This is a genomic window from Allobosea sp. P2_B12, from assembly GCF_056404835.1.
This window is the reverse complement of the sequence record NZ_JBFUDG010000010.1, coordinates 103,502-127,800: the sequence shown is the minus strand read 5'-3', so window position 1 is coordinate 127,800 and position 24,299 is coordinate 103,502. Positions and strand designations below refer to the sequence as shown.

The following is a 24,299-nucleotide window of genomic DNA, read 5'->3' as shown; positions in this document are numbered from 1 at the left end:
AGGCACCTAACCGGCGCTGCGGACAAACGCGCCGGGAAAACGGGAGGACACCATGGCCAGACTGCACGAAGCCGAACCGGCTGCGACGATGGATCGTCGCCGCTTCATCGCCGGGACGGGCGCCGCCGCGATCGCGATTTCCGGTGGCGCACTGATCCATGCCGGCGAGGCCTGGGGGCTCGAGGTCAAGGCGCTGAAGCCCGAGACCATGCTGACCTTGATCAAGCTAGCGCGCGACATCTACCCGCATGACCGGCTGGCCGACCGCTTCTACGCCGTCGCGATGAAGCCCTATGACGAGAAGGCGGCGAAGGAAGCGGCCGCCAAGGCCGATACCGAGCGCAATGTCGCCGAGCTCGATGCGCTCGCGCAGAAGCAGCACAAGCTCCCTTACGCGCAGGTCGGCTGGGAGAGCCAGCGGGTGAACCTGCTGCGTGCCATCCAGAAGGGCAAGTTCTTCCAGGGTGTGCGCGGTGGCCTCGTCGTCTCGCTCTACAACCAGCCCGCGATCTGGCCACTGTTCGGCTACGAGGGCGAGAGCGCCTCGAAGGGCGGCTACATCGCGCGCGGCTTCGGCGACATCACCTGGCTCTGAAACCATAAAATCGGGAGGAGACAGCCATGGCTGCAACATTCGATCTGAATGACGATACGGTCGTCGTGGTCGTCGGCTCCGGCGCCGGCGGAGGTACGCTCGCCACCGAGCTGGCGCTGAAGGGCATCAAGGTGGTCTGCCTCGAAGCTGGCAAGCGCCACGAGATGGAGGATTTTCTCAACGACGAATGGAGCTCCTTCGCGCAACTGGCCTGGACCGACATGCGCACGACCTCGGGCTCCTGGCGGGTGGCGCGCGACTTCGCCAACCTGCCGGCCTGGATCGTCAAGGCTGTCGGCGGCTCGACGACGCATTGGGCCGGCGCCTCGCTGCGCTTCCAGCCGCACGAGTTCAAGGCACGCACCACCTATGGCGGCCTCAAGAGCGCCAACCTGCTCGACTGGCCGGTCGATCTCGCCGAGATGGCGCCCTGGTACGCCAAGGCCGAGGACCGGATGGGCGTGACGCTGACCAACGGCATCCCCGGCCTGCCCGGCAACAACAACTTCAAGGTGTTGGAAAAGGGCGCAAAGAAGCTCGGCTACAAGCAAGTGCATACCGGCCGGATGGCGATCAATTCCGAGCCGCGCGACGGGCGCGGCGCCTGCCAGCAGATCGGCTTCTGCTTCCAGGGCTGCAAGTCCGGCGCGAAGTGGTCGACGCTGTATGCCGAGATCCCGAAGGGCGAGGCCACCGGCAAGCTCGAGGTCAGACCGGAATCCTTCGTCCAGAAGATCGAGCACGACGCCTCGGGCAAGGTCACCGGCGTCGTCTACCTTGACGGCAAGGGCGTGCAGCAGCGCCAGAAGGCGCGGATCGTTGCCGTCGCTGGCAATTCGATCGAGAGCCCGCGCCTGCTGCTCAACTCGGCCTCGAACCTGTTCAAGGACGGGCTCGCCAACTCATCCGGCCAAGTCGGCAGGAACTATATGCGGCACATGACCGGCTCGGTCTATGGCGTCTTCGACAAGCCGGTCAGGATGTGGCGCGGCACGACCATGGCCGGCATCGTCCAAGACGAGGCGCATCACGACACCAAGCGCGGGTTCGTCGGCGGCTATGAGCTCGAGACGCTGTCAATCGGCCTGCCGTTCATGGCCGCCTTCCTCGATCCCGGTTCCTGGGGGCGCGAGTTCACCACTGCCCTCGATTCCTATGAGAACATGGCCGGTATGTGGATCGTCGGCGAGGACATGCCGCAGGAGAGCAACCGCATTACCCTCTCTGACAAGAAGGACAGGGGGGGCATGCCAGTCGCCAATGTCCATTTCGACGACCACCCCAATGATCTCGCGATGCGGGCCCATGCCTACAAGCAGGGCGCGGCGATCTACGGCGCGGTCGGGGCGACGCGGACCTTCCCGACCACGCCCTATCCCTCGACCCACAATCTTGGTACCAACCGCATGTCCGAGAAGGCGAGGGACGGCGTCGTCAACAAGTTCGGCCAGAGTCACGACGTGAAGAACCTGTTCGTCTCGGACGGCAGCCAGTTCACCACCGGCGGCGCCGAGAATCCGACGCTGACCATCGTCGCGCTGGCGCTGCGCCAGGCCGACTACATCGAGAAGCAGATGGCGCAGAAGACGGTCTGAGCGCTGTTTGTGCTGACCTAGAGGCTGTTGGCGACTGCGGGATGGATTTGATGAGGTGAAAAGGCCGGCCTGCCGCGTCGCATCACTGGCCAATGCGTAGGAGACTGTCCGAGTAATGACTTCGTCGGCTGGTTTGGTGGGGCGCTGCTGCGCGAGCACTCCCGCAATGCCCGGTCTTTGCGAGCTTCAAGAGGCTGTGGACCATACGACGCGCATCATGGCCGCAGCCTCCGCGCCAGCAGAAATAAAAAGAAGGGTCCGCCGATCAGGGCCATGACCAGGCCGAGCGGGATCGCGGCCGGCGGCAGCACGGGCGGGCGATGCCGTCGCAGAACGCAACCCCACGCTTAACGCCGAGGGGAGTGTGACATTCCTAGTTTGCCACGATGAGACATTTTAACTTTGCGCTGTGAGTTCTCGCTGAAGCGCGACTTGCGGCTGGGCGATCCTATCCGACGGCCCGCATCTGGGCGAGAAGCTTCTGCCGGAAGACTTCTGCCGGCGTTTTATAGCCGAGGCACTTTCGCGGCGTGGTGTTCAAGCGATCGCAAATGTCCTTCAGCTCCTGGTCGGTGAGGGAGAGGGGATCGACGTCTCTCGCGAGCCATTTCCTGGCTCGTGCGTTCATGTTCTCGACGGTGCCCTTCTGCCAGGGCGATTGCGGGTCGCAGAACCAGGTCTGGGCCCCGATCCCGGCTTGGAGATAGGGCCAGTCGGTGAACTCCGTGCCGCGGTCGAAGGTGATCGAGCGGCGTGCGCGATGGGGCAGGGCGCGCATCACGCTGATGAGCCGCTCCATGATGGGCCGCGATTGCCGATCGTTGTTGCGTAGCAGAACGGCGAAGCGGCTGACCCGTTCGACCAGCGATGTCACATTCGCCTTGCCGAACTTCTGACGGAACTGGATGAGATCGCACTCCCAGTGCCCAAACTGCTTTCGGTCGGCGACGACGTCCGGGCGGCGCAGGATGTTCAGCTCCGGGCTGAAGCGCTGCCCATGCCGGCGCCTGGCATGCCGCGGGCGGCGGCGCGCGCGGTGTTCCGGCAGATGCCGCCAGAGCTTGATGGCCTGACCGTCCGCCGAATAGGCGAACTTGTAGATCGTCTCGTGGCTGACCGAGATCGGATGACGCTCGAGCCGCATCCGGCCCGCGATCTGCTGTGGCGACCAGCCGTGCTGAATCCGTTCGATGACCGATTGGCGCACATGAGAGAAGCGCGCAAGCTTCCTGAGCCTGGTGCGCCGCTCGCGGGCCATGTCATGCGCCGTTACGCAATGGTAGCCGTCGAGCTCCGGCCATTCCTTGTCAATGAAGGCGTTGCGCCGCAGCTCCCGGAAAATCGTCGAGCGATGCCGGCCGAGCTTCTCCGCAATGACATCGACGCTCAATCCCATGCCGCGCCATCGGGCGAGCTTGCGACGGTCGTTCAAGTCCATCTGGGAGTAGGTGCGTTGCATCGCTGCGTTCCTGCGGCTGATAACCCATTGGGATCATTCGCAAGTCGCACTTCAAACTTGAACCCACCCCGCGTCAAAACGCGATTCGCATAATTTGGATTATGGAACTTGGATTGAGCCGTCGTGTGCGGGCGTTCATGCGACGGGACTCAAACGGCCAACGTAAGCCCGCGAACGGGAAAGTCTGGCCCTTAGCAGACTCTGCCAACGTCCGGTTTCGGGCAGCCTAGCTCGGCGACTGGGCGGCAAGGTCGAGGCTGGCCCTAGGCCGACGTCAAGGACGTCCGCTTCGGGCCGCCCAAGTCGATGATGAAAAGCGTAGCTCGTGTCGGCGCATTTCATCTGGCCGGAGGATTGGGTCTTTGACCGTGCTCTTGATATCCCGTTACTGCTCCGAACTAAAATTTGTCCCAGCCAGCACTGATACCGTGTGCGTTAGCTACGCTTTTTTGCCGAACGGCTCGGACAGGCGCGTTCGCCACGGCCTTTTTGGCAAAGGCTACCTGAGCCAGATGCTGGAGACGGGCCGGTTCCGCGGCAGGGCTCGCCAAGCGCGGGATATCGAACAGCGGACCCAGAGCCGCTTCGCCACCCGTACGGAAGTTCGCCACCAGCGCATTGAGCTGGGAAATGCGATCGGTCAGCGAACCGGCGGAGGCCGCACTCTGCTCTGACAACGCCGCGTTCTGCTGGGTCATCTCGTCGAGATGGGCGACTGCCTGGCTCATTTCGTCGATACCGCTGGCCTGTTCGCCCGACGCCGCCGAAATCTCGGCAATGGTGGCGGCGACCTTTTGCGAGGCGCCGAGGATCTGGGTGAGCGCCTCGCCGGCTTGGCATACGAGTTTCACGCCCTCGCCGACCTCCATGTTGGAGGAGGAAATCAGCGCTGAGATGTCCTTGGCTGCGGCACTAGAACGCTGCGCGAGCGCGCGAACCTCCGAGGCGACGACGGCGAAACCCTTGCCGGCGTCACCTGCGCGAGCTGCCTCTACCGCTGCGTTCAGCGCGAGCAGGTTGGTCTGGAAGGCGATGTCGTCGATCACCCTGATGATGTCGGAGATCTTGGTCGATGCGGTTTCGATCCGGGCCATCGCGTCAACAGCCAATCCAGCGATCTCACCGCCGTTCTGAGCCGCCTGCATCGCTTCAGTTGCGATCGCCGCAGCCCGACGCGAGGCTTGGGCCGTCGCCTTCACGGACGCCGCGAGTTCTTCGGTTGTCGCTGCCGTCTCCTCCAGTGAAGAAGCCTGTTCTTCGGTCCGCTTCGAGAGGTCGTCAGCACCGATGTTGATCTCACGCGCCGCCAGGCCGACATCGGCCGAGGTCACCTGGATCGTGCGGACGGTGGAGGCAAGATGCCCAACAGTAGCATTGATGCTGGACTTCAGCGAGCCCAGCACGCCGCGATAGTCTCCCTCGACGGTGTGCGTCAGATCGGCCCGGGCGACCGCGTCCATCACCTCGGCAAACTCGCCGGTCGCCTTCTCGACCAGAGCCGAGACATTGTTGAGACCAGCGGCGATCTCGCGAACGAAGCCCTCCTTGTTATCGAGCGGCAGCCTGCCCGAGAAGTCACCTTGCTGTGCTGCGCTGACCACGGATGCGACCTCGGCCTCGCCCAGCAGTTCGGCGGTCACGTTGCGCCAGATCAGGGTGTGGCCGATCTTCGATCCGTCATTGGCGCAGATATAGGCCATATCGACCATGATGGTCTCGGCTGCGATGTCGTAGCGCGCCTTGCGAACCTCGCCGTTGTCGAGCAGCAGCTTGCGCGAGAGATTCGGGTTGGCGCGAAAATAGTCGATATGCTGGCCGAGCAACGCCTCGACGGAGAAATCCGGCCTCGCAGCACGAAACGTTGGTTCAAGGCGCATCAGCAGTTCGGTGAGCGAAGCGCTAACGAACGAAATCTTTTCGTCGGGATCGGTGATCATCAGCATCGTCGGTGACTGGTTCATCGCCGCGATGGTCAGCGCTGTGCGCTCTGCCTCTGCCTTGCCGCGATCAACTGCTCGGGCGATCTCGCCGATCTCGTTGCGTAACCCCCGATGCGGGACGCTGCCGGAATAGTCGTTGAGCTGGAACCGCCGGAGCGTCGCGATGATGTCGGCGATCGGATTGCGGATCGTCCGGACGAACACCAGGGCGACGCCGATGGCCAGGAGTGCGCCGAAGGCCGCGATGACCAGGTCGCGCCACGCCTTGCTCTCGAAGCCGTCGATACGAACCTCAATCAGGCGGATGAGCTCCGTCTGGACGGCCTGCCAGAGTTCCTTCGCACTGCCGGCGAAGGCCGAGGCGGCGCTGTCGAGTTCGGCCTTGCGCGCCGGGGCCGGCTTGTCCTGCGCGATGGCAAGGCGCAGTTCGCCCACCAACTGCGAGATGCGGCTGGATGCCGCCTCGAAGCGGTTGACCATCGGCAGGAGCGACCTGCCCAGCGATCCGTCCGGATTGCCGTCGATGCCCGATTTGAGGGAGCCATGCGTCGCCGCCAATGCGATGTCGAAGCGGGTCGCGGCCTGGACGAGGGCATCGTGAGCGGACGCGGGAGGCCGGGCGCCGCCGGCCAGATAGGGCAGGAGGGCGGTTTCGAGGGCAGCCCTTGCGATGATCAGCTCGGGCAGGCGCACGGTGACCGCATCCATCATGTAGTAGGAATCGACATCGGGATCGAGCGTCAGGTTCGAGCCGTCGGCGATCTTCTGGATTGCGATCTGCCCGGCGTCCAATGCCTTTGCGGCGGATCTCGGATCGGCCAGTGCCCTGATGAAGGACGCGACCGTCTCGCTTGCCTTCAAATCGGCGGCGGTGGCACGAACCGCGCCGACCTTTTCGACCGCGGCCTTCAGCGCGCCTGGCTCGGCAAGGGGCGAGGCGCTGATCGAGAGGGCCTCCCAGACCGGTTTCAGGACGTTGGCGCCCTCGATCTCGAGCGACGAGAAGGCGACATCCTTGCGGATCTGCTGCACGAAGAGCAGCGTCAGATGCCCGATCGGGAACATCAGCAGCGCCATGATCGCTGCGATCTTCGCACCGACGGTGAAGGAAGCTATCCGCGTGATGAGCGGCGACATGATCGTTCCCCTGAACCCTGCGTTCTTTTTTGGGAAGGTGGCAGCAACTCCTTAATTCGGAATTGATGAATTCAAATATGCAGACGACTATTGATATAGATCAATTTTATTAGCTTGCGCTCGGCCGCCCCGTCGGCAGCTGCAGTCCGCTGCACGGCCGCATCCCCGGCCGCTCCGAAAAGCGGCGGGTTGCCGCCAGGCGGGCCGGCTTGTCGCTTGGCGCCGCGACGATCATCCCCCTATGATATGACCTAATGCACCATACGGTTTTGTCGGGCGCCACTGATCTTCAGGAGGCGCTCGCTCACTTTGGCATTGATCAAACGTTCTGATCGATCCTGGAATCTGTCATCAGCAGGCCGTATTCCTTGCCGCAGGAGCTTGGTCGCCTCTCAGGCTGCCAAAACAACGGAAAGTTCGACCGAGAGCCGCATGCCAGAAGCCGTGATTCCGATATTGAAGACGTTCCCGATGTTCTCCGATGCCAAGGAGAGCACCTTGCGGGCGCTGGTGCCGAGCTGCATTTTTCAATCCTTCTCCGCAGGCATCACCATCAACAAGACGGGTCGGGTGCCGGCATTTATCTATTGCCTGCGTTCCGGCTCGGTCGAAGGCTGGGCGCGCCTGAACGACGCGGAAACCATCGTCGCGAGCTCGTCTGCGCCGATGGTGTTCGAGGTCTCGACGGCGATCCAGAACCATCCGAGCGTGCTCGCCATCGTAACGCGAGAGCCCTGTGAGACGATCGCGATCGAAACGAGCGCTTTCCTGCAGGCGATCCATGATGACCAGGCGGTCTGTCATGCCGCGCTGGTGCATGCTTCGCGAGTCAACATGTTGATGATCGACCGGCTGCTCGACCACAAGCTGCGAACGGCCGAGCAACGTCTTGGCCAATGGATTCTCGGCGCGATGGCGAAGGACGGCAACTCTGCGACGGTGAGGATCGGTTTTTCCAAACGCGCTCTGGCCTATGAGCTCGGCATGTCGCCTGCCAATCTCTCGCGGCTGTTCAACGTGTTTCGGGAGCATGGCGTCGAGATCTCGGGCATGAACATGACGATCACGGATCTTGATAAGCTCCGGCAGCTGTCGCGCGATTGAGCGATTACCAATTTGCCGAACAATAATCGGTCAAAAAACCCAAGATTGATCCAAATCAAGGACAGCTATCGGCCGATTATGCGGTTGGCAGTGACAGGAGGATCACTGCTTGACGGACAAAGAGAAACTGGACCGTTGCCGTGCTGCTCTTACCGAAATCCTAGCCGAGCACGCCGGTAACGCGGCAAAATTGCGGGACCAAGTTACCGGGGCAACGACGACAGCATTCTTAGCTTCGGCTAGGATTGCTGCCATTGCCATCCGGGGGTTACACGATACTGGCGATGTCCCTGCCGCTCAAGCGATCAGGGTAACGAACGATGCCCTGGAGGCTGCCCAAACCGCCATGGCTATCGTTGATGCCGATCGTGCTGAGTGGATGTTAACACGAGATAATCGGTGACCAATCGGCCGTAACAGCGAACCGACCTTTGTGACGCTAACCCGTAGGCACTGGGTAATTGGCTGCTCAGCCCGACCGAGCGCGTAAAGCAGGGGACGAATCGGCATAGTTTCTTTCTACAGGTGTCGCAGCAGATCCGCGTCCGCTTCAGGGCAGTGGCTGAAAGACCGCAACTGGCGCGTTGCCGTCGCCGGCGTTGCGGCCGAAGGCGCCGTAGCCCTGGCCCCAGACCGCGAAACGCTCGGTCGGCGCCAGCCGCGGCATAGCCCTCTCACGCTTGGGGCGAGGTCAGCGGAAAAGCCGTGGTTCACCGAACGGCGGCGCGTCAGGCTGCGCGGCGGGCAGCGGGAATCGTTGCAACACGGCTATCCTGCGTTCGGAAGGTCGCGATCAGCCCATTGAGCTGCGCGATCTGGTCGAGCAGCGTCCGGGCGGAGGCGGCGCTCTGCTCTGCCAGCGCCGCATTCTGCTGGGTGATCTCATCCATGTGGCTGACTGTTTGACTCATCTCGTCGATGCCGTTGGCCTGTTCACCCGATGCGCTGGCGATTTCCGCGACGGTGGTGGAGACGGCCGCGGAGGCATCGACGATCTGTTCCAGGGTGTCGCCGGCCAGCCGAACGAGCTTCACGCCTTCGGTGACCTCCGCATCGGACGATGCGATCAGCCCGGTGATGTCCTTGGCCGCGTCGGACGAGCGCTGGGCGAGCGCGCGGACTTCCGCCGCGACGACTGCGAAGCCGCGCCCGGCATCGCCGGCGCGGGCGGCCTCGACGGCTGCATTCAGTGCCAGCAGATTGGTCTGGAAGGCGATGCCGTCGATGACGCCGGTGATCTCGGAGATCTTCTTCGAGGCTTCCTCGATGCGCGCCATGGCTTCGGTCGCATCCTTGACGATGGTGCCGCCGGTGCGGGCGATCCGGGTTGCGTCGTCGGCAAGAGCCACGGAGCGGCGCGAGGCCTGGGCCGAGGTCTTGACCGATGCGGCCAGCTGCTCGGTCGTGGCGGCGCTTTCCTCGAGCGCCGAGGCCTGCTGCTCGGTGCGCAAGGACAGGTCGTCGGCACCGGAGTTGATTTCCTGTGAAGAGGCGGCGATGGCGGCAGAGCTCGTCTTGATGGTCGCGACCATCTGCTCGAGGCGGTCCATGGCATCGTTGAAATTGTCGCGGATCAAGCCGTATTCCTGCGGAATATCCTGGCCGATGCGGAAGGTCAGGTCGCCCTTGGCGAGCGCGGCCATGCCTTCACTGACATAGCCAACGGCCTTTTCGCGTTCGCTGGCCAGCGCCCGCTCGACGGCTTTCGCCTGATCTTCGATCTTGAGGCGGGCGGCTTCCGACGCCTGGAGATAGACCGAAATGGCATAGTCCATGTCGAGCAGCGCCGCCTTGACGATCGCGCTGATCTCGGCGGCGCGATCGGCTGCCCCATCGACCTTTCCGCCAAAGCGATGCTTGGGCCAGCGGGCCGCGAGTACATCGGTGATGATCTTCTCGAGGATCAGGGCATAGCCGCCGATATACCATCGCGGCTCCAGCCCGATGCGGGCATGGATCTCTCCGACCGTTGTGACGGCGGCGACATAGTCCTGATCGAATTGGCCCCTCGCGATGCGGTCCCAATGCGAGGACTGGCGCCGCTTCGCGGAATCGATGTGTTGCTCGCTGCTGAAGAAGCGCCGTGTTTCCGGGCAGTTCCTGAGCTGCGTGTAAAAGGCTTCGAGCGCGCCAGGCAGGGCAGCGACGACGTCGTCATGGATGCCATTGATCCGTTCGAGCGCCCGTGCATCGAGCTGCATGAATGACAGGCGGCTGTCGAGGTGATCCGAAGACGACATGTGAGGCTCCAAGGCCCGCAACGCCGAACTTGGGCGCCGGAACCGATAAGGCGCCTGTTTGGTTAACTTCCAATGAATACCACAGTTGCCTCGTGTGAAATGAACACGGGATGGTTGTGCGTTGCACACTCGATGGCTGTCGGGTCAAGCCTCCGTCTCCTGGCGCTCAAGAAAAGCCTCGACGGAGAGCGCACGGAAATCCTCCAGCGCGGCGCGCAGGCGGTCATGCTCCCAGTCCCACCAGGCCAGCGCGAGGAGCCGTTCGGCAATGTCTTCCGAGAAGCGGCGGCGGATCGGCCGGGCCGGGTTGCCGCCGACAATGGTGTAGGGCGCGACGTCCTTGGTGACGACCGTGCCGCCGGCCACGACCGCACCGGTGCCGATGCTGCGGCCGGGCAGGATGATCGCACCATGGCCGATCCAGACATCATGGCCGATGATGACGGGGGTCGAGCGTCGCCAGTCGAAGAAGGCGGCATCATCCTCCGCGTCAGTGAAATAGGCGCTGGCGCGATAGGTGAAATGCGATTGGCTGGCGCGCTGCATCGGGTGGTTGCCGGGGTTGATCCGGGTCATTGCCGCGATCGAGCAGAACTTGCCGATGGTCGTGTAGATGATGTTGGAATCGTTCACGACATAGGAGTAGTCGCCCATCGTCGACTCGATGAAGGAGGTTCGCGCGCCGATCTCGGTGTAGCGCCCCAGCGTGGCATCCCGCACGTTCGCCGTTGGATGGATCGCAGGCTGAAGGCCCAGATTCTTGGACGCCATGTCGTTGTCTCCGAGGTCTCGCGCGGTTGCGTGGCTCAGCGGCCGAGCACGAAGCTGTCGAGCAGGTGGAAGCGGCCCTCGCGGTCGGGCTGCTTGAACAGGGCGAGCCGGTCGATCGCGAAGGATTCGGCTGGGACTGCGACGGCATAGGCGGCGGCGAGCGCCGCGGCGGTGCCGGCGACGGCGTCCTGCGGCAGCGAGCCGGTCAGCGTCATGTGGAAGCGAAAGGCGTCGCCGACATACGGATAGCCATAGGCTTCGAGATAGGCGCGCTGCGCCGGGGTCAGCGGGCTTGCCAGCCTGCGCGCCAGATCGGCCGCACCCAGCGGCGCCCGGAAGGGCTCGAAGACCTGGACCATGTCGAAGGCGAGCTTCTGCAGGGCCGGGCTCGGCTCCGCCGGCGTCAGCGCAATGAAGCGGCCGAGCGCGGTGACGCTCAGGCCCGCCAGCGGCACGGGCGCGAGGCCGGCCGCGATCTGATGGGCGAAGGCGCGCAACTGCCCCTCGCTGCGGCCGTTGGCCAGGCTGAAGGGCGCCTTCAGCGTCGCGTGGAAGCCGTAGCGGCGCGGCTCGGCGGTGGCTTGCGGCCAACCGTCTGCATCGCAGCCGGAGGGGACCGCGAAGGCGACATCCTGCGCCGTGAAGGCGTCATAGCCCAGCGTCGCGCAGCCGAAGCGCCAGAGCGGGCTGTCGGAGGCGGGCGCGTAATAGAGGGCGTAGCGCGGTGTGCTCAAAAGGCGCGCGCCCCTTGCGACCAGACGGCGGCGAGGACCGGGGTCGGACCGAGCGCCTTGAACCGGACCAGATCGGCGCGCAGGCCGGTGCGCAGATGGCCGCGATCCTTCAGCCCGAGGATATCCGCCACCTTCCAGGTCACCATGCCCATCGCGTCCGGCAGCCCGAGGCCGTGATCGGCGTGCAGCTTCAGCACCGCCTGGAGCAGGCTGGCAGGCACATAATCCGAGGAGAGCCCGTCGAGCAGGCCCTTCTCGGCGAGTTCCGACACCGAAACGCCGCCCGAATGCGAGCCGCCGCGCACGACATTGGGCGCGCCTGCGACGGTGGCGAGCCCACGCTGCTTGGCGGCCTGGGCGGCTTCGACCGTGGTCGGAAATTCGGAGATCACGGCGCCGGACGCAATGCCCTCCTCGACATGCTCGACCGTGGTGTCGTCATGGGTCGCGATCGGGATGCCGCGAGCGCGGAACAGCTCGACGACGGCGCCCCAGTTGCGGCCGACATTGGCGGCGCCCTCCTGCTGGCGCACGACGACGTCTTCCTCGAACTCGGCCACGGTCTTGCCGTTGCCGACCGCATAGGTCTTGAGGTGTTCGAGGTTGCGCCACTGGCGCTGGCCCGGCGTGTGGTCCATCAGAGAGACGAGCTGGACCAGTTCGTCGTTCTGGTAGGGCTCGATATCGGCCAGCAGGTCGGGGCTGGTCAGTTCGCAGCGCATATGGATGCGGTGGTCGATGCGGAAGACGCCCTCGCGCCGGCCCTCGGCCAGCGCCAGCATGACGTCGGCGAAAATGTCCTTGCGGTAGTCCTTGGCCGAGAAGGGCGTGCCGGCGCAGATCGCGTCATAGACGGTGGTGACGCCGGCCGCCGCCATCTGGGCGTCATGGACGAGCGCGGCCGCCAGCCCGTTCGGCCAGAAGACCTTGGGCCGCGGCATGAAGTGCTTTTCCATATTGTCGGTGTGCATCTCGACGAGGCCCGGCGCGACATAGTCGCCGCCGGCATCGATGGCGGATGGCAGCGAGGACAGGCCCTGATCGACGGCCGTGATGCCGGTCTCGTCGAAGGCGATCGTCCCTGTGACGATCTCGTCTTCGAGGATCAGCTTGGCGTTGGTGAGAACGGTCTGCATCAGGCGGCCTTCCGGAAATCGGTGATGTCGAGATAGCGGGTCGCGACCGTCTCGCGCACGGCCTCGTCGTGGAAGATCCCGACGATGGCGGAGCCTTTAGCACGGGCTTCGGCGATCAACTGGACCACGACGTCGCGGTTGGCTGAATCGAGCGAGGCGGTCGGCTCGTCGATTAGCATGATCGCCGAGGGATCGACGAAGGAGCGCGCGATGTTGACGCGCTGCTGCTCGCCGCCGGAAAAGGTCGCAGGCGCAAGGTTCCAGAGCCGCTGCGGCAGGTTGAGGCGGGCGAGCATGGCCTTCGCCCGCTCGCTGGCCTCCTCCGGCGTGGCGCCGCGCGCCAGCAGCGGGTCGCGTACGATGTCGAGCGCGCTGACACGCGGGATCACGCGCAGGAACTGCGAGACGAAACCGAGCGTGCGGCGGCGGATGTCGAGCACGGTGCGTGGCACGGCCGCGACGATGTCGACGGGCTTGCCGCGATGGGTGATGTGGATCGTGCCCGAGGTCGGCCGGTAATTGCCGTAGAGGATGCGCAGCAGGCTCGACTTGCCGGCGCCGGAGGCGCCCGCAAGCACCAGGGCCTCGCCGGCCTCGACCGAGAAATTGACGTCGCCGAAGACGGGCAGCCGGACGCCGCCCTGATTGTGCAGGGTGAAGGCCTTGGCGACGTTCTCGACGCGAATCATCGTGGTCATGGGATCAGTGCCTTGTCCGGGCGCGGTGACGCGGGTGTGACGGGGGCGGGCCGAGAGACGGCATGTTCGACCCGCCGGTGCCGTGGGCCGAGGGCCGGGGTGATCAGGGTGAGCGCGATACGGTCCAGCTCATGCCCGGGCTTGCGCCGGGTATGACGCGCCTCCTCGAAGGCGCTAGCGTCGGGCATGGAAAAGCCCGACCATTGTGGCTGGACGAAGCCGCTCATACGGTCAGCACTGCCGAAGTCAGGAGCTGCGTATAGGCGTGGTGCGGGTCGTCGAGGACTTGGTCAGTCAGGCCCTGCTCGACGACATGGCCGTCCTTCATCACCATCAGCCGGTCGGTGAGAAGGCGGGCCACCGCGAGATCATGCGTGACGATGATCGCAGCGAGGCCGAGATCGCGCACCAGCACGCGCAGCAGGTCGAGCAGCTTGGCCTGGACCGAGACGTCGAGCCCGCCCGTCGGCTCGTCCATGAAGACGAGGCGCGGCTCCGAGACGAGCACGCGAGCGATCTGGAGGCGCTGCTGCATGCCGCCGGAGAACTGGCGCGGGCGGTCGTCGATGCGCGAGCCGGCGATCTCGACACGGGACAGCCAGTCGAGCGCGCGCTCGCGGATCTGCCCGTAGTGACGATCGCCGCGATCCATCAGCCGTTCGCCGACATTGCCGCCGGCCGAGACGTCCATGCGCAGTCCGTCGCGGGGGTTCTGATGGACGATGCCCCAAGCGGTGCGCATCAGCCGGCGGCGCTCCTGCTCGGGCACGGAGTAGATATCGAGCGGCTCAGCTCCGCCCCTGAACAGCACCTCGCCGGCATCGGGCTTGTCGATGCCGGCAAGGCAGCGCAGCAGCGTCGACTTGCCCGAGCCGGATTCGCCGACGATGCCGAGCACCTCACCCGGCCAGAGGTCGAAGGAGACGTCCCTGCAGCCGATGCGCTCGCCATAGAAGCGCGAAACGCCGGCGGCGGAGAGCAGCGGGGCGGGATCGAGCGCGGTGTCGGGGAGGGAGACGTGGACTGTCATGACTTGCTCTCCTCGACCAGCCCGCTCGCCGTGGCGTCGCCGAGCATCGTGCCGCGATGGCCATCGGCCCGCCGCGTCTCGCAATGATGGCTGTCGGAGCAGACGAACATGCGCGAGCCCTGGTCGTCGATCACGACCTCGTCGAGATAGGAGTCGGTCGCGGCGCAGAGCGCGCAGGGCTGCGTCCAGCTCTGGACGCGGAAAGGATGGTCCTCGAAATCGAGGCTGCGGACGGATGTATGCGGGGGCAGCGCGTAGATGCGCTTCTCGCGGCCGGCTCCGAAGAGCTGCAGCGCCGGCGACATGTGCATCTTGGGATTGTCGAATTTCGGGATCGGCGAAGGCGCCATGATGTAGCGACCGTTGATCATCACCGGGTAATCATAGGTCGTCGTCACCTCGCCGAAGCGGGCGATGTTCTCGTAGAGCTTGACCTGCATCAGCCCGTATTCGGCCCAGGCGTGCATCTTCCGGGTCTCGGCCTCGCGCGGCTCGAGCTTGCGCAGCGGCTCGGGCTGCGGGACCTGATAGACCATGATCTGGCCGGCCGTGAGCGGCGCCTCGGGGATGCGGTGGCGGGTCTGGATGATCGTCGCCTGTTCCGTCGCCTCGGTGGTGCGGGCGTCGGCCGTCTTCTCGAAGAAGCGGCGGATCGAGACGGCGTTGGTGGTGTCGTCGGCGCCCTGGTCGATGACCTTCAGCGTATCGGCCGGGCCGATGATCGCGGCGGTGACCTGGATGCCACCGGTACCCCAGCCGCGGGCCAGTGGCATTTCGCGCGAGCCGAACGGCACCTGATAGCCGGGCACCGCGACAGCCTTGAGCAGGGCGCGACGGATCATCCGCTTCGTCTGCTCGTCGAGATAGGCGTAGTTATAGGCGGGGGTCGCTTCGTCGCCCGGCAGTGCCTGATGCATGGTCATTCCGCGGCCTCCGGCAGGACTTCGTTTTCACCGGCAAGGCGCTGTTCGCGTTCGGCCCGGATGCGGCGGATCAGTTCGAGCTCGCCCTGGAAATCGACGTAATGCGGCAACTTGAGATGCTCGACGAAGCCCGCCGCCTCGACATTGTCGGAGTGGTACAGCACGAACTCGTCCTGCTGGGCCGGATACTCCGCCGCCTCGCCGAATTCGCGGCATTTCAGCGCCCGGTCGACCAGCGACATCGACATCGCCTTGCGCTCGCTATGGCCGAAGCTCAGTCCGTAGCCGCGGGTGAACTGCGGCGCGACATCCTTTGAGCCGGCAAATTGGTTGACCATCTGGCACTCGGTCAGGGTGATGTCGCCGAGATCGACCGCGAAGCCGAGTTCTTCGGGAACGAACTCCACGCTGACTTCGCCGACGCGAATCTCGCCGACGAAGGGGTGGCTGTTGCCGAAGCCGCGCTGCACGGAATAGCCGAGCCCGAGCAGGAAGCCCTCATCGCCGCGCGCCATCGCCTGCAGGCGGACATCACGATCGGCGGGGAAGGAGACCGGCTCGCGGGTCAGGTCGAAGGGGCGGGGGTCGCCGTCGGGTGGTGTCTCGGGCTCCATCAGGCCTTCCGCGCCGAGGATGTCGGGGACACGGGGCATGTGGGTGTCGAGGGGAGCCGCGTCGGGCTCGGGCTTGACCCGAGCATCTCCGGCGGAATGAGGCGCTGTCGAGGGGCGCCCTTCGCGGCCCGAGATGGTCGGGTCGAGCCCGACCATGACGCTCTTTGCATCATCCATCAGCGCGAAATCGAACAGCCGGTGGGTGTAGTCATAGGTCGGCCCCAGCACCTGCCCGCCGGGCAGATCCTTGTAAGTCGCCGAGACGCGGCGGCGGATCGCCATCCGTGCGGTATCGACGGGCTCCGAGGAGCCGAAGCGCGGCAGTGTCGTGCGGTAGGCGCGCATCAGGAAGGCGGCCTCGATGACATCGCCCTGCGCCTGCTTCAGCGCCAACGCGGCGAGATCGGCGTCATAGAGCGAGCCTTCGTTCATGACGCGGGCACAGGAAAGGCCCTGCTGTTCGCGAATCTGCGCCACCGAGATTTCAGGCACGGCCTCGTCGCCGCGCCGTGCCTCGGCAACCAGATCATGCGTGGCGAGGATCGCGGCCTCGCCGCCCTTGACCGCGACATACATCAGTAGACCTCCCTGATCCGAGTCGAACGCGGCAGGCCAAAGACCGCATCCGCATGGCTGAGCAGGAGATCGATCCCGAGCGGATAGGCGTCGTTGTTGGCGGCGACCTCGGCCCAGAAACCGGCGCGCAGGCCGGCGGGCGCGATCACGCGGGAGGTGGCGATGCCCGGCCCCGTCAGCGTCACGGCCTTGCCGCCTTCGAGCGCGGTGCATTGCACGATCAGCGTCGTCGAGCGGTCGGGGAACTGGTCGCTGCCGCTGTCGAAGGCCGACAAAGCGGGTTCCGGCGAGCCGGCGTCGATGACGGCGAAGGCGGCCCTGGCGGGATCTGAGACCAGCGCCGCGCCGCAATGGAAGCGCAGCCAGGCTCCGGCGGCGCCGTCACGCAATGCGGAGGGCAGCCAGATCGGGGTCTCGTAATCGGCGAGCGTCAGCAGCGCGGTGGCGGTCGCTGCATGCAGACCTTCCGGCGGGACGACCGCGCCGGTGACGACTTGGCGCGTGCCGGGCTCGGCGAGAGCCGCCAGAAGCGCGCGGAAGGCGCCCTGTGACTGGAAGACCGGATCGGAGAAGCCCGGGCCGATCAGCGTATCGGTTGCCATCACGCGCCCCTGACCAGAGTGAAGAAATCGACCTTGGTCGCAGCAGCCTTGCGCGAAGCGAGGTCGCGCGCCGCGCTCTGGCGCTCCGCCAGAGCATCGACGGCGCGACGCAGCGCGGCGTCCGGCGCCTCCGCCTGCAGCCTTGCATCGAGGATCGCGGCGAGACGGGCTTTGCGGCCGTCGCGTCCGAGCGCATAGGAGAAGCCCATGGCGCCATCGTCGAGCCTGATGATGCAGCGGGTCACGCTCGCTTCGCCGAGATTGAAGCGGCGGCCGGCGCCACCGGCTCGGCCCTCGACCATGACGGTGCCGGTCTCCGGTGCCTTGAGGATGTCGTGGCGCGGCACATCCGGGCCGACGAGTTCTGCGATCTCGGCGCGCGAGGCGCGGGCGAGCACGGCCATCCAGCGCTGCCTTTGCGCCGTCTCGCTTCGGGTTTTTTCCGCGATGTCTGCCGTCATCGTTATCCGCCGTCTGGTCGTTCTCTAATGTCTAGACTATAATAAGCAGGCTGCGAGGAAAGGTCTATACATTTTGCATGAAACTTTGATGACCGGCGGTCACGAAGCGGGCGCTGCCGATGCCGGCACCGTTGATGCCGGCACGGTTTGGCGCCGGATCGCGGACGACCTCGCCGGCGCGATCGGCAAGGGCGATTACGCCGCGGGCGACACGCTGCCGGCCGCGACCGCGCTGGCGGAGCGCTATGGCGTGCATCGTCACACGGTGCGGCAGGCCTTCCGGCATCTCGCCGAGCAGGGGCTGGTGACGGTCTCGCGCGGACGCGGCACGCAGGTCAGCGCCAGGCGCGTGCCCTATCCGCTCGGCCGCCGCGTCAGCATGCGCGCCAATCTCGGCCGGATCGGCATCGTCGGGTCGAGCACGGTCCTGTCGCAGGAGCAGATCATCGGCGAGCCCGAAACCTGCGAGGTGCTCGGGCTGGAGCCCGAGGCGGCGCTATGGCGGCTTGAAGGCCTGAGCCTCGCCGACGGTACGCCGATGGGGACCGGCACGCATTGGCTTTCGGTGGCGCGCTTTCCGGCGTTCGACGAAGCCTATCGCGGAGCCGAGGGCTCGATGACGGCGGCGCTGAAGGCCTGCGGCATCACCGATTATGTCCGCCTGTCGACGCGGCTCACCGCCCGGCTCGCCAGCGAGCGCGAGGCGGTGCTGTTGCGGATCGAGCCGGGCGCGCCGGTGATGGTGTCGGTGGCGGTCGATGCGCTGCCGGACCTGACTCCGATCCATCTCGTCAGCAGCGTCTTTGCCGGCGAGCGCATGGAGATGGTGGTCGAGCCGTTCAGTGAGGAAACACGCTAGCTCGTGATGTCGGCGCAGCTTGTGCCGGCAAGGCTTCGGCGCGATGCTTCGGACGGGAACACGCGACATCAAGATCGCGCGGAAACCGATCCGAGGAGAGACCGTCATGAATCCTGTCATCCGGCTGCTGCGTGCGGCCGTTCTGGTTGCGTCCTGCGGTTTCGCGGGGCTAGCGCTGGCGGCGGATTACCCCGGGCCCAAGCGCGGCGTCTGGGTTGCCAAGGATTTCCGCTTCAGCACCGGCGAGACGTTTCCGGAGCTGAAGCTCGGCTATGCCACGGTCGGCGAGCCGACGGGCGAGCCGGTGGTGATCCTGCACGGCACGGCGGGCTCGGCCGCCAGCATGCTGACGCCGATCTTTGCCGGCGAGCTGTTCGGGGCGGGCCAGCCGCTCGATGCCAGCAAATACTACATCATCATTCCCGACGCGCTCGGCGCGGGCGCGTCCTCGAAGCCCTCCGACGGGATGAAGGCGAAGTTCCCCCGCTATAATTACGAGGACATGGTCACGGCCCAGTATAAGCTGGTGAGCGAGGGCCTTGGCATCCGCCATGTCCGGCTCGTGCTCGGCAATTCGATGGGCGGCATGCAGACCTGGATGTGGGGCGTGAAATACCCCGATTTCATGGATGCGCTGGTGCCGATGGCGTCGCAGCCGACGGAGATGTCGAGCCGCAACTGGATGATGCGGCGGATGATCATCGACGCCGTCCGCACCGACCCTGAGTGGAAGGGCGGCGACTATACGGCCCAGCCGCCGGCGTTCCGCATCGCCAATGTCTTCTTCGGCATCGCGACCAATGGCGGTTCGCTTGCCTACCAGCAGATGGCGCCGACGCGCGAGGCCGCCGACAAACTGCTCGACGAGCGGCTGAAAGCGGCTTTCAGCGCCGATGCCAACGACTTCCTCTACCAGTGGGATTCGTCGCGCGACTACAACCCCGCCCCTAAGCTGGACGCGATCAAGGCCCCGCTGCTGGCGATCAATGCAGCCGATGACGAGCGCAACCCGCCCGAGACCGGCATCATGGAGCGCGAGTTGAAGCGCCTCGGCAAAGCCAGGCTGCTGCTGATCCCGGCCAGTTCGGATACGCGCGGCCATGGCACGACGGGCCTTGCGAAGCTATGGGCGAAGGATCTGGCGGACTGGCTGCCGACCGTGCCGAAGCGGCCAGCCGGCAGCAACTGAGGGAGCCCGGGCGCTCCGAGACCGGCGCTCGGCTGCTTCGTCACACCGCCCGTTGGCCGATGATCGCGAAGCGCAGCTTGGCCGAAAGGAAGTCGATGGCGGTGACGGCGGCCAGGATCAGCAGGATCAGGAACGAGACCTGCTGCCATTCGAGCGTGCGGATGGTCTCGGCCAGATACAGCCCGATGCCGCCGGCGCCGACGATGCCGATGATGGTCGAGGAGCGGGTGTTCGACTCGATGTAGTAGAGGACCTGGCTCGCTATCACCGGCAGCACCTGCGGGACTAGGCCGAAGCGGATCTCGTGCAGCTTGCCGCCGCCGAGCGAGGTGACGCCCTCGACCGGCTTGCGGTCGGCGGATTCTATCGCCTCCGAATAGAGCTTGCCGAAGGCGCCGATATCGCTGGTCATGATCGCCAGCATACCGGCGAAGGGGCCGAGACCCACCACGTTGATCCAGATCAGCGCCCAGATCAGCGCATCGACGCCGCGCACCGTGTCGAGCGAGCGGCGAGCGAGGAAATGCACGATCTTGTTGGCGACGACGTTGCGCGCCGCGATGAAGCCGAGCGGGAAGGCCAGGATCGCCGCCAGGATCGTGCCGAGGAAGGCGATCGCGATCGTCTCGAACAGGGCCTTCACGAAGATGATGGCACGGGCGAAGGAGCCGGGATCGGGCGGCAGCATCAGCACGACGAAGGTGCCGAGATTGCCAAAACCGGAGAGGATGCGCCAGAGCGTGACCTCGAAGGTGCTAACGCCATAGGCGAACAGGCCGAGCATGGCCGCGACGACGGCGACCGTGGTCAGCTTCGTCTTCAGCGAGCCGTCGATGGCGGCCTGGTGGCGCGCGACGAGCGCGGCCTGATCGGCCGGGGAGAGGGCGAGGCTCACTTGCCATGCTCCAGGCTGATGAGGGAATGGCGCAGACGCTCAGTGCCGTAGTCGATCAGCATCACGGCGGCGATGATGAGCAGCAGGATGGCGCTGACATCGGTGAAGTAGAATTTGCGGATGGCCTCGATCAGGTCCTGGCCGATGCCGCCGGCGCCGACGAAGCCCATGATCGAGGCGCCCCGCACATTGATCTCGAAGCGCAGCAGCGTGTAGCTGGCGAAGTTGGACAGCACCTGCGGCACCACTGCGAAGCGGATGGTCTGCCACCAGCCGGCGCCGGTCGCGGTCAGGCCGTCGACCGGCTTCATGTCGATGTTCTCGACCACTTCCGAGAAGAGCTTGCCCATGGCGCCCATGGTGTGGATCGCGATGGCGAGCACGCCGGGCAGGGGCCCAAGCCCGAAGGCGATGACGAAGATCAGCGCGAAGACGATTTCCGGCACGGTGCGGCAGAATTCGAGGAACCGCTTGGCGGAAAACCGCAGCCAGCCCGATCGGCCGAGATTGGCGGCGGCGACGAAACAGAGCAGGAAACCGCCGACCGCGCCGAGGATCGTGCCGGTATAGGCGATCAACAGGGTCTGCCAGAGCAGCTTGAGCCAGCCCTTCCAGCCCCAGAACCATTCGGCCATGTCGGCACTGAGGCTGTTCCAGCGCAGGACCGGCATGGTCTCGATGATGTATTTCGGGAAGCGCCAGGCGTTCTCGATGAACTTGCCGGGATCGACCTCCGAGCCCAGTGCCGCAAGCCAGACGAGGACCGCAAGCACGGCCGCGCCGATCAGCGTCTGGCGACGCTTGGCCGCCATGGCGACGGCATAGGTCGCCGCATGGGCACGAATGGCGGGGTCGTCGCGGTCGATCGCGAGGGTCATGAAATGCGTAATCCCTTGCCGCATAGAGCGCGGGGAACCCTCTCCCGTAGGGAGAGGGCAGGGTGAGGGGTCGGCCCGCTGGACACCGTGGCCGTGACCTTCACCGTAGCCGCCGTTGGGTTGTCGCCTCGCTGGTCCAGGGGCCTACACCTCACCCCTGCCCCTCTCCTTACAGGAGAGGGGTTCCCCGCGCGGCGTTCGGCAAGCGAGGCGAGAGCTTACGAGGACTTCTTCTTGCGGAGCGCATCGACGAACTTGTTCAGCTCGATGATCGGCTCGTAGGCCTTGTTGTCGACGGCGACGAGCGGGCCCTGCTTGCCTTCATAGATCTTGTCGAAGGCGACCTTGTCCTTGGTGGCAAGGTTCAGCACCGCGTCCTTGATCTTCGTCCTCATGTCGGTCGGCAGGTCGGTGAGATAGGCCATCGGGGAGTTCACGATCTGCTCGGACTTGTAGATGATCCGGAAATCCTCGGCCTTGACCATGTTCTTGCGGGCCATACGCAGGAGGTTTGATTCCTGCTCGTCGTTCCACCAATTGGCGGCGACGTCGACGGTGCCTTGGCCGAGCGCGATGACGGCGTTCTCGTGGCTGCCGGTGTAGACGACCTTGCCGAAATAGGTCTCGGGCTCGATCTTCATGCCGTCGAGCGCGAAGCGTGGGACGTTGTTGCCCGAGGTCGAGTTCGGATCGACGAGGCCGAGGTTCTTGCCCTTCAGGTCTTCGATCTTCTGATAGGGAGAGTCCTTCTTCACATAGAAGACCGAATAGTAGCCCTTGGTGCCGTCGATATTGGTCTCGATCGCGAAGGCGTCGATCTTGGCGCCGGTCATCAGCGCGCGGGCGAAGGAGGAGGGGCCGTACATGCCGATATGGATGTTGCCGGCGCGCTGGCCCTCGATCAGGGCGGCATAGTCGCTAGCAATGCGCAGCGTGACCTTGGTGCCAAGTTCCTTGGCGAGATAGTTCACGAAGGGGGTGTAGCGCTCGACGACGCCCGAGGCGTTCTCGGCGGGAATGATGGCGAAGACGATCTCGGGATATTTCGCCTTCCAGTCCTGGGCGAAGGCCGGGGCCGCGAGCGAGGCGGCGAGGGCCGCAGTGGCGAGCGTCAGGGTATGACGACGGGTCAGCATGTGTGCTCCTGGTGTTGCGATGGCGTTGGTGGTGTCGAATGCCCCCGGCGGACCGGGGACGGGCTTCAGGCGACGTTCTGCTTGGCGCGCTGGGCTTCTTCGCTGGCGATGGCGTCGAGCTGGTCGAGCGCTTCGGCGCCGGCGTCCCGGGCTTCGATGCCGTAGAGCTTCGCCGCGACCTCGCTGGTGAGCTGGTGAGGCGGGCCGTCGAAGACGACCTTGCCGCCGGCCATGCCGATCAGGCGGTCGCAGTATTTCGACGCGATATCGAGATGGTGCAGGTTCGAGACGACGGTGATGCCGTCCTCGCGGTTGATCCGGAAGAGCGCGTCCATCACGACCTGCGTGTTGCGCGGGTCGAGCGAGGCGATCGGCTCGTCGGCCAGGATGATCTGCGGCTCCTGAACCAGCGCGCGCGCGATGGCGACGCGCTGCTGCTGGCCACCTGACAGGGTCTCGGCCCGCTGCGCCAGGAGATGGCCCATGTCGAGCCGTTCCAGCGCGGCGATAGCGCGGATCTTGTCGTCGTGGGAAAAGCTCTTGACCAGCGTCAGCGCAGCGGAGCGGTGGTTCAGCCGGCCGAGCAGGACGTTGGTCAAAACGTCGAGCCGGCCGACGAGGTTGAACTGCTGGAAGATCATCGCCGTGTCGCGGCGCCAGCCCCGCAGCGCCGCCCCCTTGAGCGCGGTGACGTCACGGTCGCCCGAAACGATGCGGCCCTCGCTGGGATCGGCGAGGCGATTGAGCATGCGCAGCAGCGTCGATTTGCCGGCTCCAGATCGGCCGATGATGCCGACCATCTCGCCCTTTGGGATGGAGAGCGTGACCTTGTCGACGGCGGCATTTCCGCCAAAGCGCTTGGTCAGGCCTTCGATGCGCAGCATGATGGCTTCTCGCTTGCGGGACGAGCATGAATATGATCCCGAGGCAGCATGCTGCCGCCGGGTTCATGCTGTTTCATGCTGGAGAGCTAGCCAGTGCAGATGACAGGCCGGTGACAGACCAGGCCTGTGGTCTCGCGCTGCCGTAGTCGGCGGCCTGCTTCAGGCGCCGCGCAGCAAAAGGTCGACGCAGGCGCGAACATAGGCGCTGCGGCCGGACAGGGTCGCCGGCTTGATGCTCAACAGGCCGCGAACCTGATGGAAGCCGCGCAGCATGCCGATGAATTGCTCAGCCAGGATGCGCGCACGTTCATCATCGACAGGCTTCGCAATGCCATCACCGATTCGTGAACGCTGCACCAGCAATGTCGAAAGGTCGTTGATCATGCGCATGGCCCCGGCCTCGTAGGCGACATGGCCGAGTTCCGGAAAGCGGACGGCGGCGCTCATCACGAGGCGGTGGAGATCCAGCGAGGCAGGATGCAGCATCATCGCCAGCGCATCTTCGCCAAGCCGGGTCAACGTGCTTCGGAGATCGCCTTCGGCCGCTGATTTACGCAGCGGAATCGTAAGCCTTTCAGTGAGTTCGCTGCAGATCGCCTTGAACAGCGCTTCCTTGTCGGCGAAGTGGCTGTAGATCGTCTGCTTGGAGACGCCAGCGCGCTGGGCGATCTGGTCCAGGGTGACGCGATCGAAACCTTCTGCAAGGAACATGTCAGAGGCGGCCTGCGTGATCGCACGATGCTTGTCCCGACGAGACTTGTCGGACGGCAAGCGTCTTGCATCCGTCGCCGCTGTCGCGGAAATTGCCGCGGCCGTTACTGTCATGTTGCCGCCCATCGAGCC

Annotated in this window: 24 protein-coding genes; 7 read left to right on the top strand and 17 right to left on the bottom strand. The window is 65.2% G+C overall.

Features of this window, described 5'->3' with window-relative positions; all coding sequences use genetic code 11:
- The first annotated feature begins 52 nt into the window (after positions 1–52).
- Positions 53–595: a Twin-arginine translocation pathway signal gene (locus AC1DYU_RS21010; protein WP_476793313.1), complete on the top strand. Its 543-nt coding sequence runs from the start codon at positions 53–55 to the stop codon at positions 593–595.
- A gap of 26 nt (positions 596–621) precedes the next feature.
- Complete coding sequence (locus tag AC1DYU_RS21005; RefSeq protein WP_476793312.1) at positions 622–2,190, top strand: GMC family oxidoreductase; 1,569 nt, start codon at positions 622–624, stop codon at positions 2,188–2,190.
- 448 nt (positions 2,191–2,638) lie between these two features.
- On the opposite strand, the gene AC1DYU_RS21000 is transcribed toward AC1DYU_RS21005, so the two are convergent.
- Positions 2,639–3,649 (bottom strand): IS30 family transposase, encoded by a 1,011-nt coding sequence (locus AC1DYU_RS21000; RefSeq protein ID WP_476793311.1) that lies wholly within the window; start codon positions 3,647–3,649, stop codon positions 2,639–2,641.
- Positions 3,650–4,047: 398 nt separating this feature from the next.
- Positions 4,048–6,069 carry a methyl-accepting chemotaxis protein gene (locus AC1DYU_RS20995; RefSeq protein ID WP_476793310.1) on the bottom strand — a complete coding sequence of 674 codons (2,022 nt, stop codon included), beginning with the start codon at positions 6,067–6,069 and terminating at the stop codon, positions 4,048–4,050.
- Between the two features lie 63 nt (positions 6,070–6,132).
- Here AC1DYU_RS20995 and AC1DYU_RS20990 point away from each other — a divergent pair, with 63 nt between their 5' ends.
- The 3 genes from AC1DYU_RS20990 (at position 6,133) to AC1DYU_RS20980 (ending at position 8,233) form a co-directional block, all read left to right on the top strand.
- On the top strand, positions 6,133–6,792 hold the full coding sequence (locus AC1DYU_RS20990; RefSeq protein WP_476793309.1) for a hypothetical protein: 660 nt from the start codon (positions 6,133–6,135) through the stop codon (positions 6,790–6,792).
- A gap of 315 nt (positions 6,793–7,107) precedes the next feature.
- Entirely contained in the window at positions 7,108–7,830 is a 723-nt protein-coding gene (locus AC1DYU_RS20985; protein ID WP_476793308.1) for a helix-turn-helix domain-containing protein, read from the top strand.
- A 109-nt stretch (positions 7,831–7,939) separates the two neighbouring features.
- Positions 7,940–8,233 (top strand): hypothetical protein, encoded by a 294-nt coding sequence (locus AC1DYU_RS20980; protein WP_476793307.1) that lies wholly within the window; start codon positions 7,940–7,942, stop codon positions 8,231–8,233.
- A gap of 325 nt (positions 8,234–8,558) precedes the next feature.
- Here the strand turns inward: AC1DYU_RS20980 and AC1DYU_RS20975 are convergent, their stop codons facing one another.
- From AC1DYU_RS20975 to phnG, 10 genes are all read right to left on the bottom strand, one after another.
- Entirely contained in the window at positions 8,559–10,070 is a 1,512-nt protein-coding gene (locus AC1DYU_RS20975; RefSeq protein WP_476793306.1) for a methyl-accepting chemotaxis protein, read from the bottom strand.
- A 144-nt stretch (positions 10,071–10,214) separates the two neighbouring features.
- On the bottom strand, positions 10,215–10,841 hold the full coding sequence (locus tag AC1DYU_RS20970) for a DapH/DapD/GlmU-related protein (RefSeq protein ID WP_476793305.1): 627 nt from the start codon (positions 10,839–10,841) through the stop codon (positions 10,215–10,217).
- A 35-nt stretch (positions 10,842–10,876) separates the two neighbouring features.
- Positions 10,877–11,575 (bottom strand): DUF1045 domain-containing protein, encoded by a 699-nt coding sequence (locus AC1DYU_RS20965; protein ID WP_476793304.1) that lies wholly within the window; start codon positions 11,573–11,575, stop codon positions 10,877–10,879.
- Positions 11,572–12,711, bottom strand: coding sequence for an alpha-D-ribose 1-methylphosphonate 5-triphosphate diphosphatase (locus AC1DYU_RS20960; protein ID WP_476793303.1), 1,140 nt, complete (start codon positions 12,709–12,711; stop codon positions 11,572–11,574). Before AC1DYU_RS20960 ends, AC1DYU_RS20965 begins: the two co-directional genes overlap by 4 nt.
- Positions 12,711–13,409, bottom strand: coding sequence for a phosphonate C-P lyase system protein PhnL (gene phnL, locus AC1DYU_RS20955; protein WP_476793302.1), 699 nt, complete (start codon positions 13,407–13,409; stop codon positions 12,711–12,713). The genes AC1DYU_RS20960 and phnL overlap by 1 nt, the downstream gene beginning before the upstream one ends.
- Before the next feature lie 223 nt (positions 13,410–13,632).
- Positions 13,633–14,439 carry a phosphonate C-P lyase system protein PhnK gene (phnK, locus tag AC1DYU_RS20950; RefSeq protein ID WP_476793301.1) on the bottom strand — a complete coding sequence of 269 codons (807 nt, stop codon included), beginning with the start codon at positions 14,437–14,439 and terminating at the stop codon, positions 13,633–13,635.
- Positions 14,436–15,362 (bottom strand): alpha-D-ribose 1-methylphosphonate 5-phosphate C-P-lyase PhnJ, encoded by a 927-nt coding sequence (locus AC1DYU_RS20945; RefSeq protein ID WP_476793300.1) that lies wholly within the window; start codon positions 15,360–15,362, stop codon positions 14,436–14,438. The genes phnK and AC1DYU_RS20945 overlap by 4 nt, the downstream gene beginning before the upstream one ends.
- Positions 15,359–16,552: a carbon-phosphorus lyase complex subunit gene (locus tag AC1DYU_RS20940; protein WP_476793299.1), complete on the bottom strand. Its 1,194-nt coding sequence runs from the start codon at positions 16,550–16,552 to the stop codon at positions 15,359–15,361. Before AC1DYU_RS20940 ends, AC1DYU_RS20945 begins: the two co-directional genes overlap by 4 nt.
- Positions 16,552–17,154, bottom strand: a complete 603-nt coding sequence (phnH, locus tag AC1DYU_RS20935; protein WP_476793298.1) for a phosphonate C-P lyase system protein PhnH — start codon at positions 17,152–17,154, stop codon at positions 16,552–16,554. Before phnH ends, AC1DYU_RS20940 begins: the two co-directional genes overlap by 1 nt.
- Entirely contained in the window at positions 17,154–17,615 is a 462-nt protein-coding gene (gene phnG / locus AC1DYU_RS20930) for a phosphonate C-P lyase system protein PhnG (protein WP_476793297.1), read from the bottom strand. Before phnG ends, phnH begins: the two co-directional genes overlap by 1 nt.
- Positions 17,616–17,703: 88 nt before the next feature.
- On the opposite strand from phnG, the gene phnF reads away from it, so the two are divergent.
- Entirely contained in the window at positions 17,704–18,474 is a 771-nt protein-coding gene (gene phnF / locus AC1DYU_RS20925) for a phosphonate metabolism transcriptional regulator PhnF (protein WP_476793296.1), read from the top strand.
- A 106-nt stretch (positions 18,475–18,580) separates the two neighbouring features.
- Positions 18,581–19,663, top strand: a complete 1,083-nt coding sequence (locus AC1DYU_RS20920; RefSeq protein ID WP_476793295.1) for an alpha/beta fold hydrolase — start codon at positions 18,581–18,583, stop codon at positions 19,661–19,663.
- A 40-nt stretch (positions 19,664–19,703) separates the two neighbouring features.
- Here the strand turns inward: AC1DYU_RS20920 and phnE (AC1DYU_RS20915) are convergent, their stop codons facing one another.
- The 5 genes from phnE (AC1DYU_RS20915) to AC1DYU_RS20895 all read right to left on the bottom strand — a co-directional run bounded on the left by phnE (AC1DYU_RS20915) (position 19,704) and on the right by AC1DYU_RS20895 (position 24,293).
- Positions 19,704–20,558 (bottom strand): phosphonate ABC transporter, permease protein PhnE, encoded by an 855-nt coding sequence (gene phnE / locus AC1DYU_RS20915; protein WP_476793294.1) that lies wholly within the window; start codon positions 20,556–20,558, stop codon positions 19,704–19,706.
- Positions 20,555–21,436, bottom strand: a complete 882-nt coding sequence (gene phnE, locus AC1DYU_RS20910; protein ID WP_476793293.1) for a phosphonate ABC transporter, permease protein PhnE — start codon at positions 21,434–21,436, stop codon at positions 20,555–20,557. Before phnE (AC1DYU_RS20910) ends, phnE (AC1DYU_RS20915) begins: the two co-directional genes overlap by 4 nt.
- 218 nt (positions 21,437–21,654) lie before the next feature.
- Entirely contained in the window at positions 21,655–22,572 is a 918-nt protein-coding gene (phnD, locus tag AC1DYU_RS20905; RefSeq protein WP_476793292.1) for a phosphonate ABC transporter substrate-binding protein, read from the bottom strand.
- Between the two features lie 65 nt (positions 22,573–22,637).
- On the bottom strand, positions 22,638–23,456 hold the full coding sequence (phnC, locus tag AC1DYU_RS20900) for a phosphonate ABC transporter ATP-binding protein (RefSeq protein WP_476793291.1): 819 nt from the start codon (positions 23,454–23,456) through the stop codon (positions 22,638–22,640).
- A 159-nt stretch (positions 23,457–23,615) separates the two neighbouring features.
- Entirely contained in the window at positions 23,616–24,293 is a 678-nt protein-coding gene (locus tag AC1DYU_RS20895; protein WP_476793290.1) for a TetR/AcrR family transcriptional regulator, read from the bottom strand.
- Between the last annotated feature and the right edge of the window lie 6 nt (positions 24,294–24,299).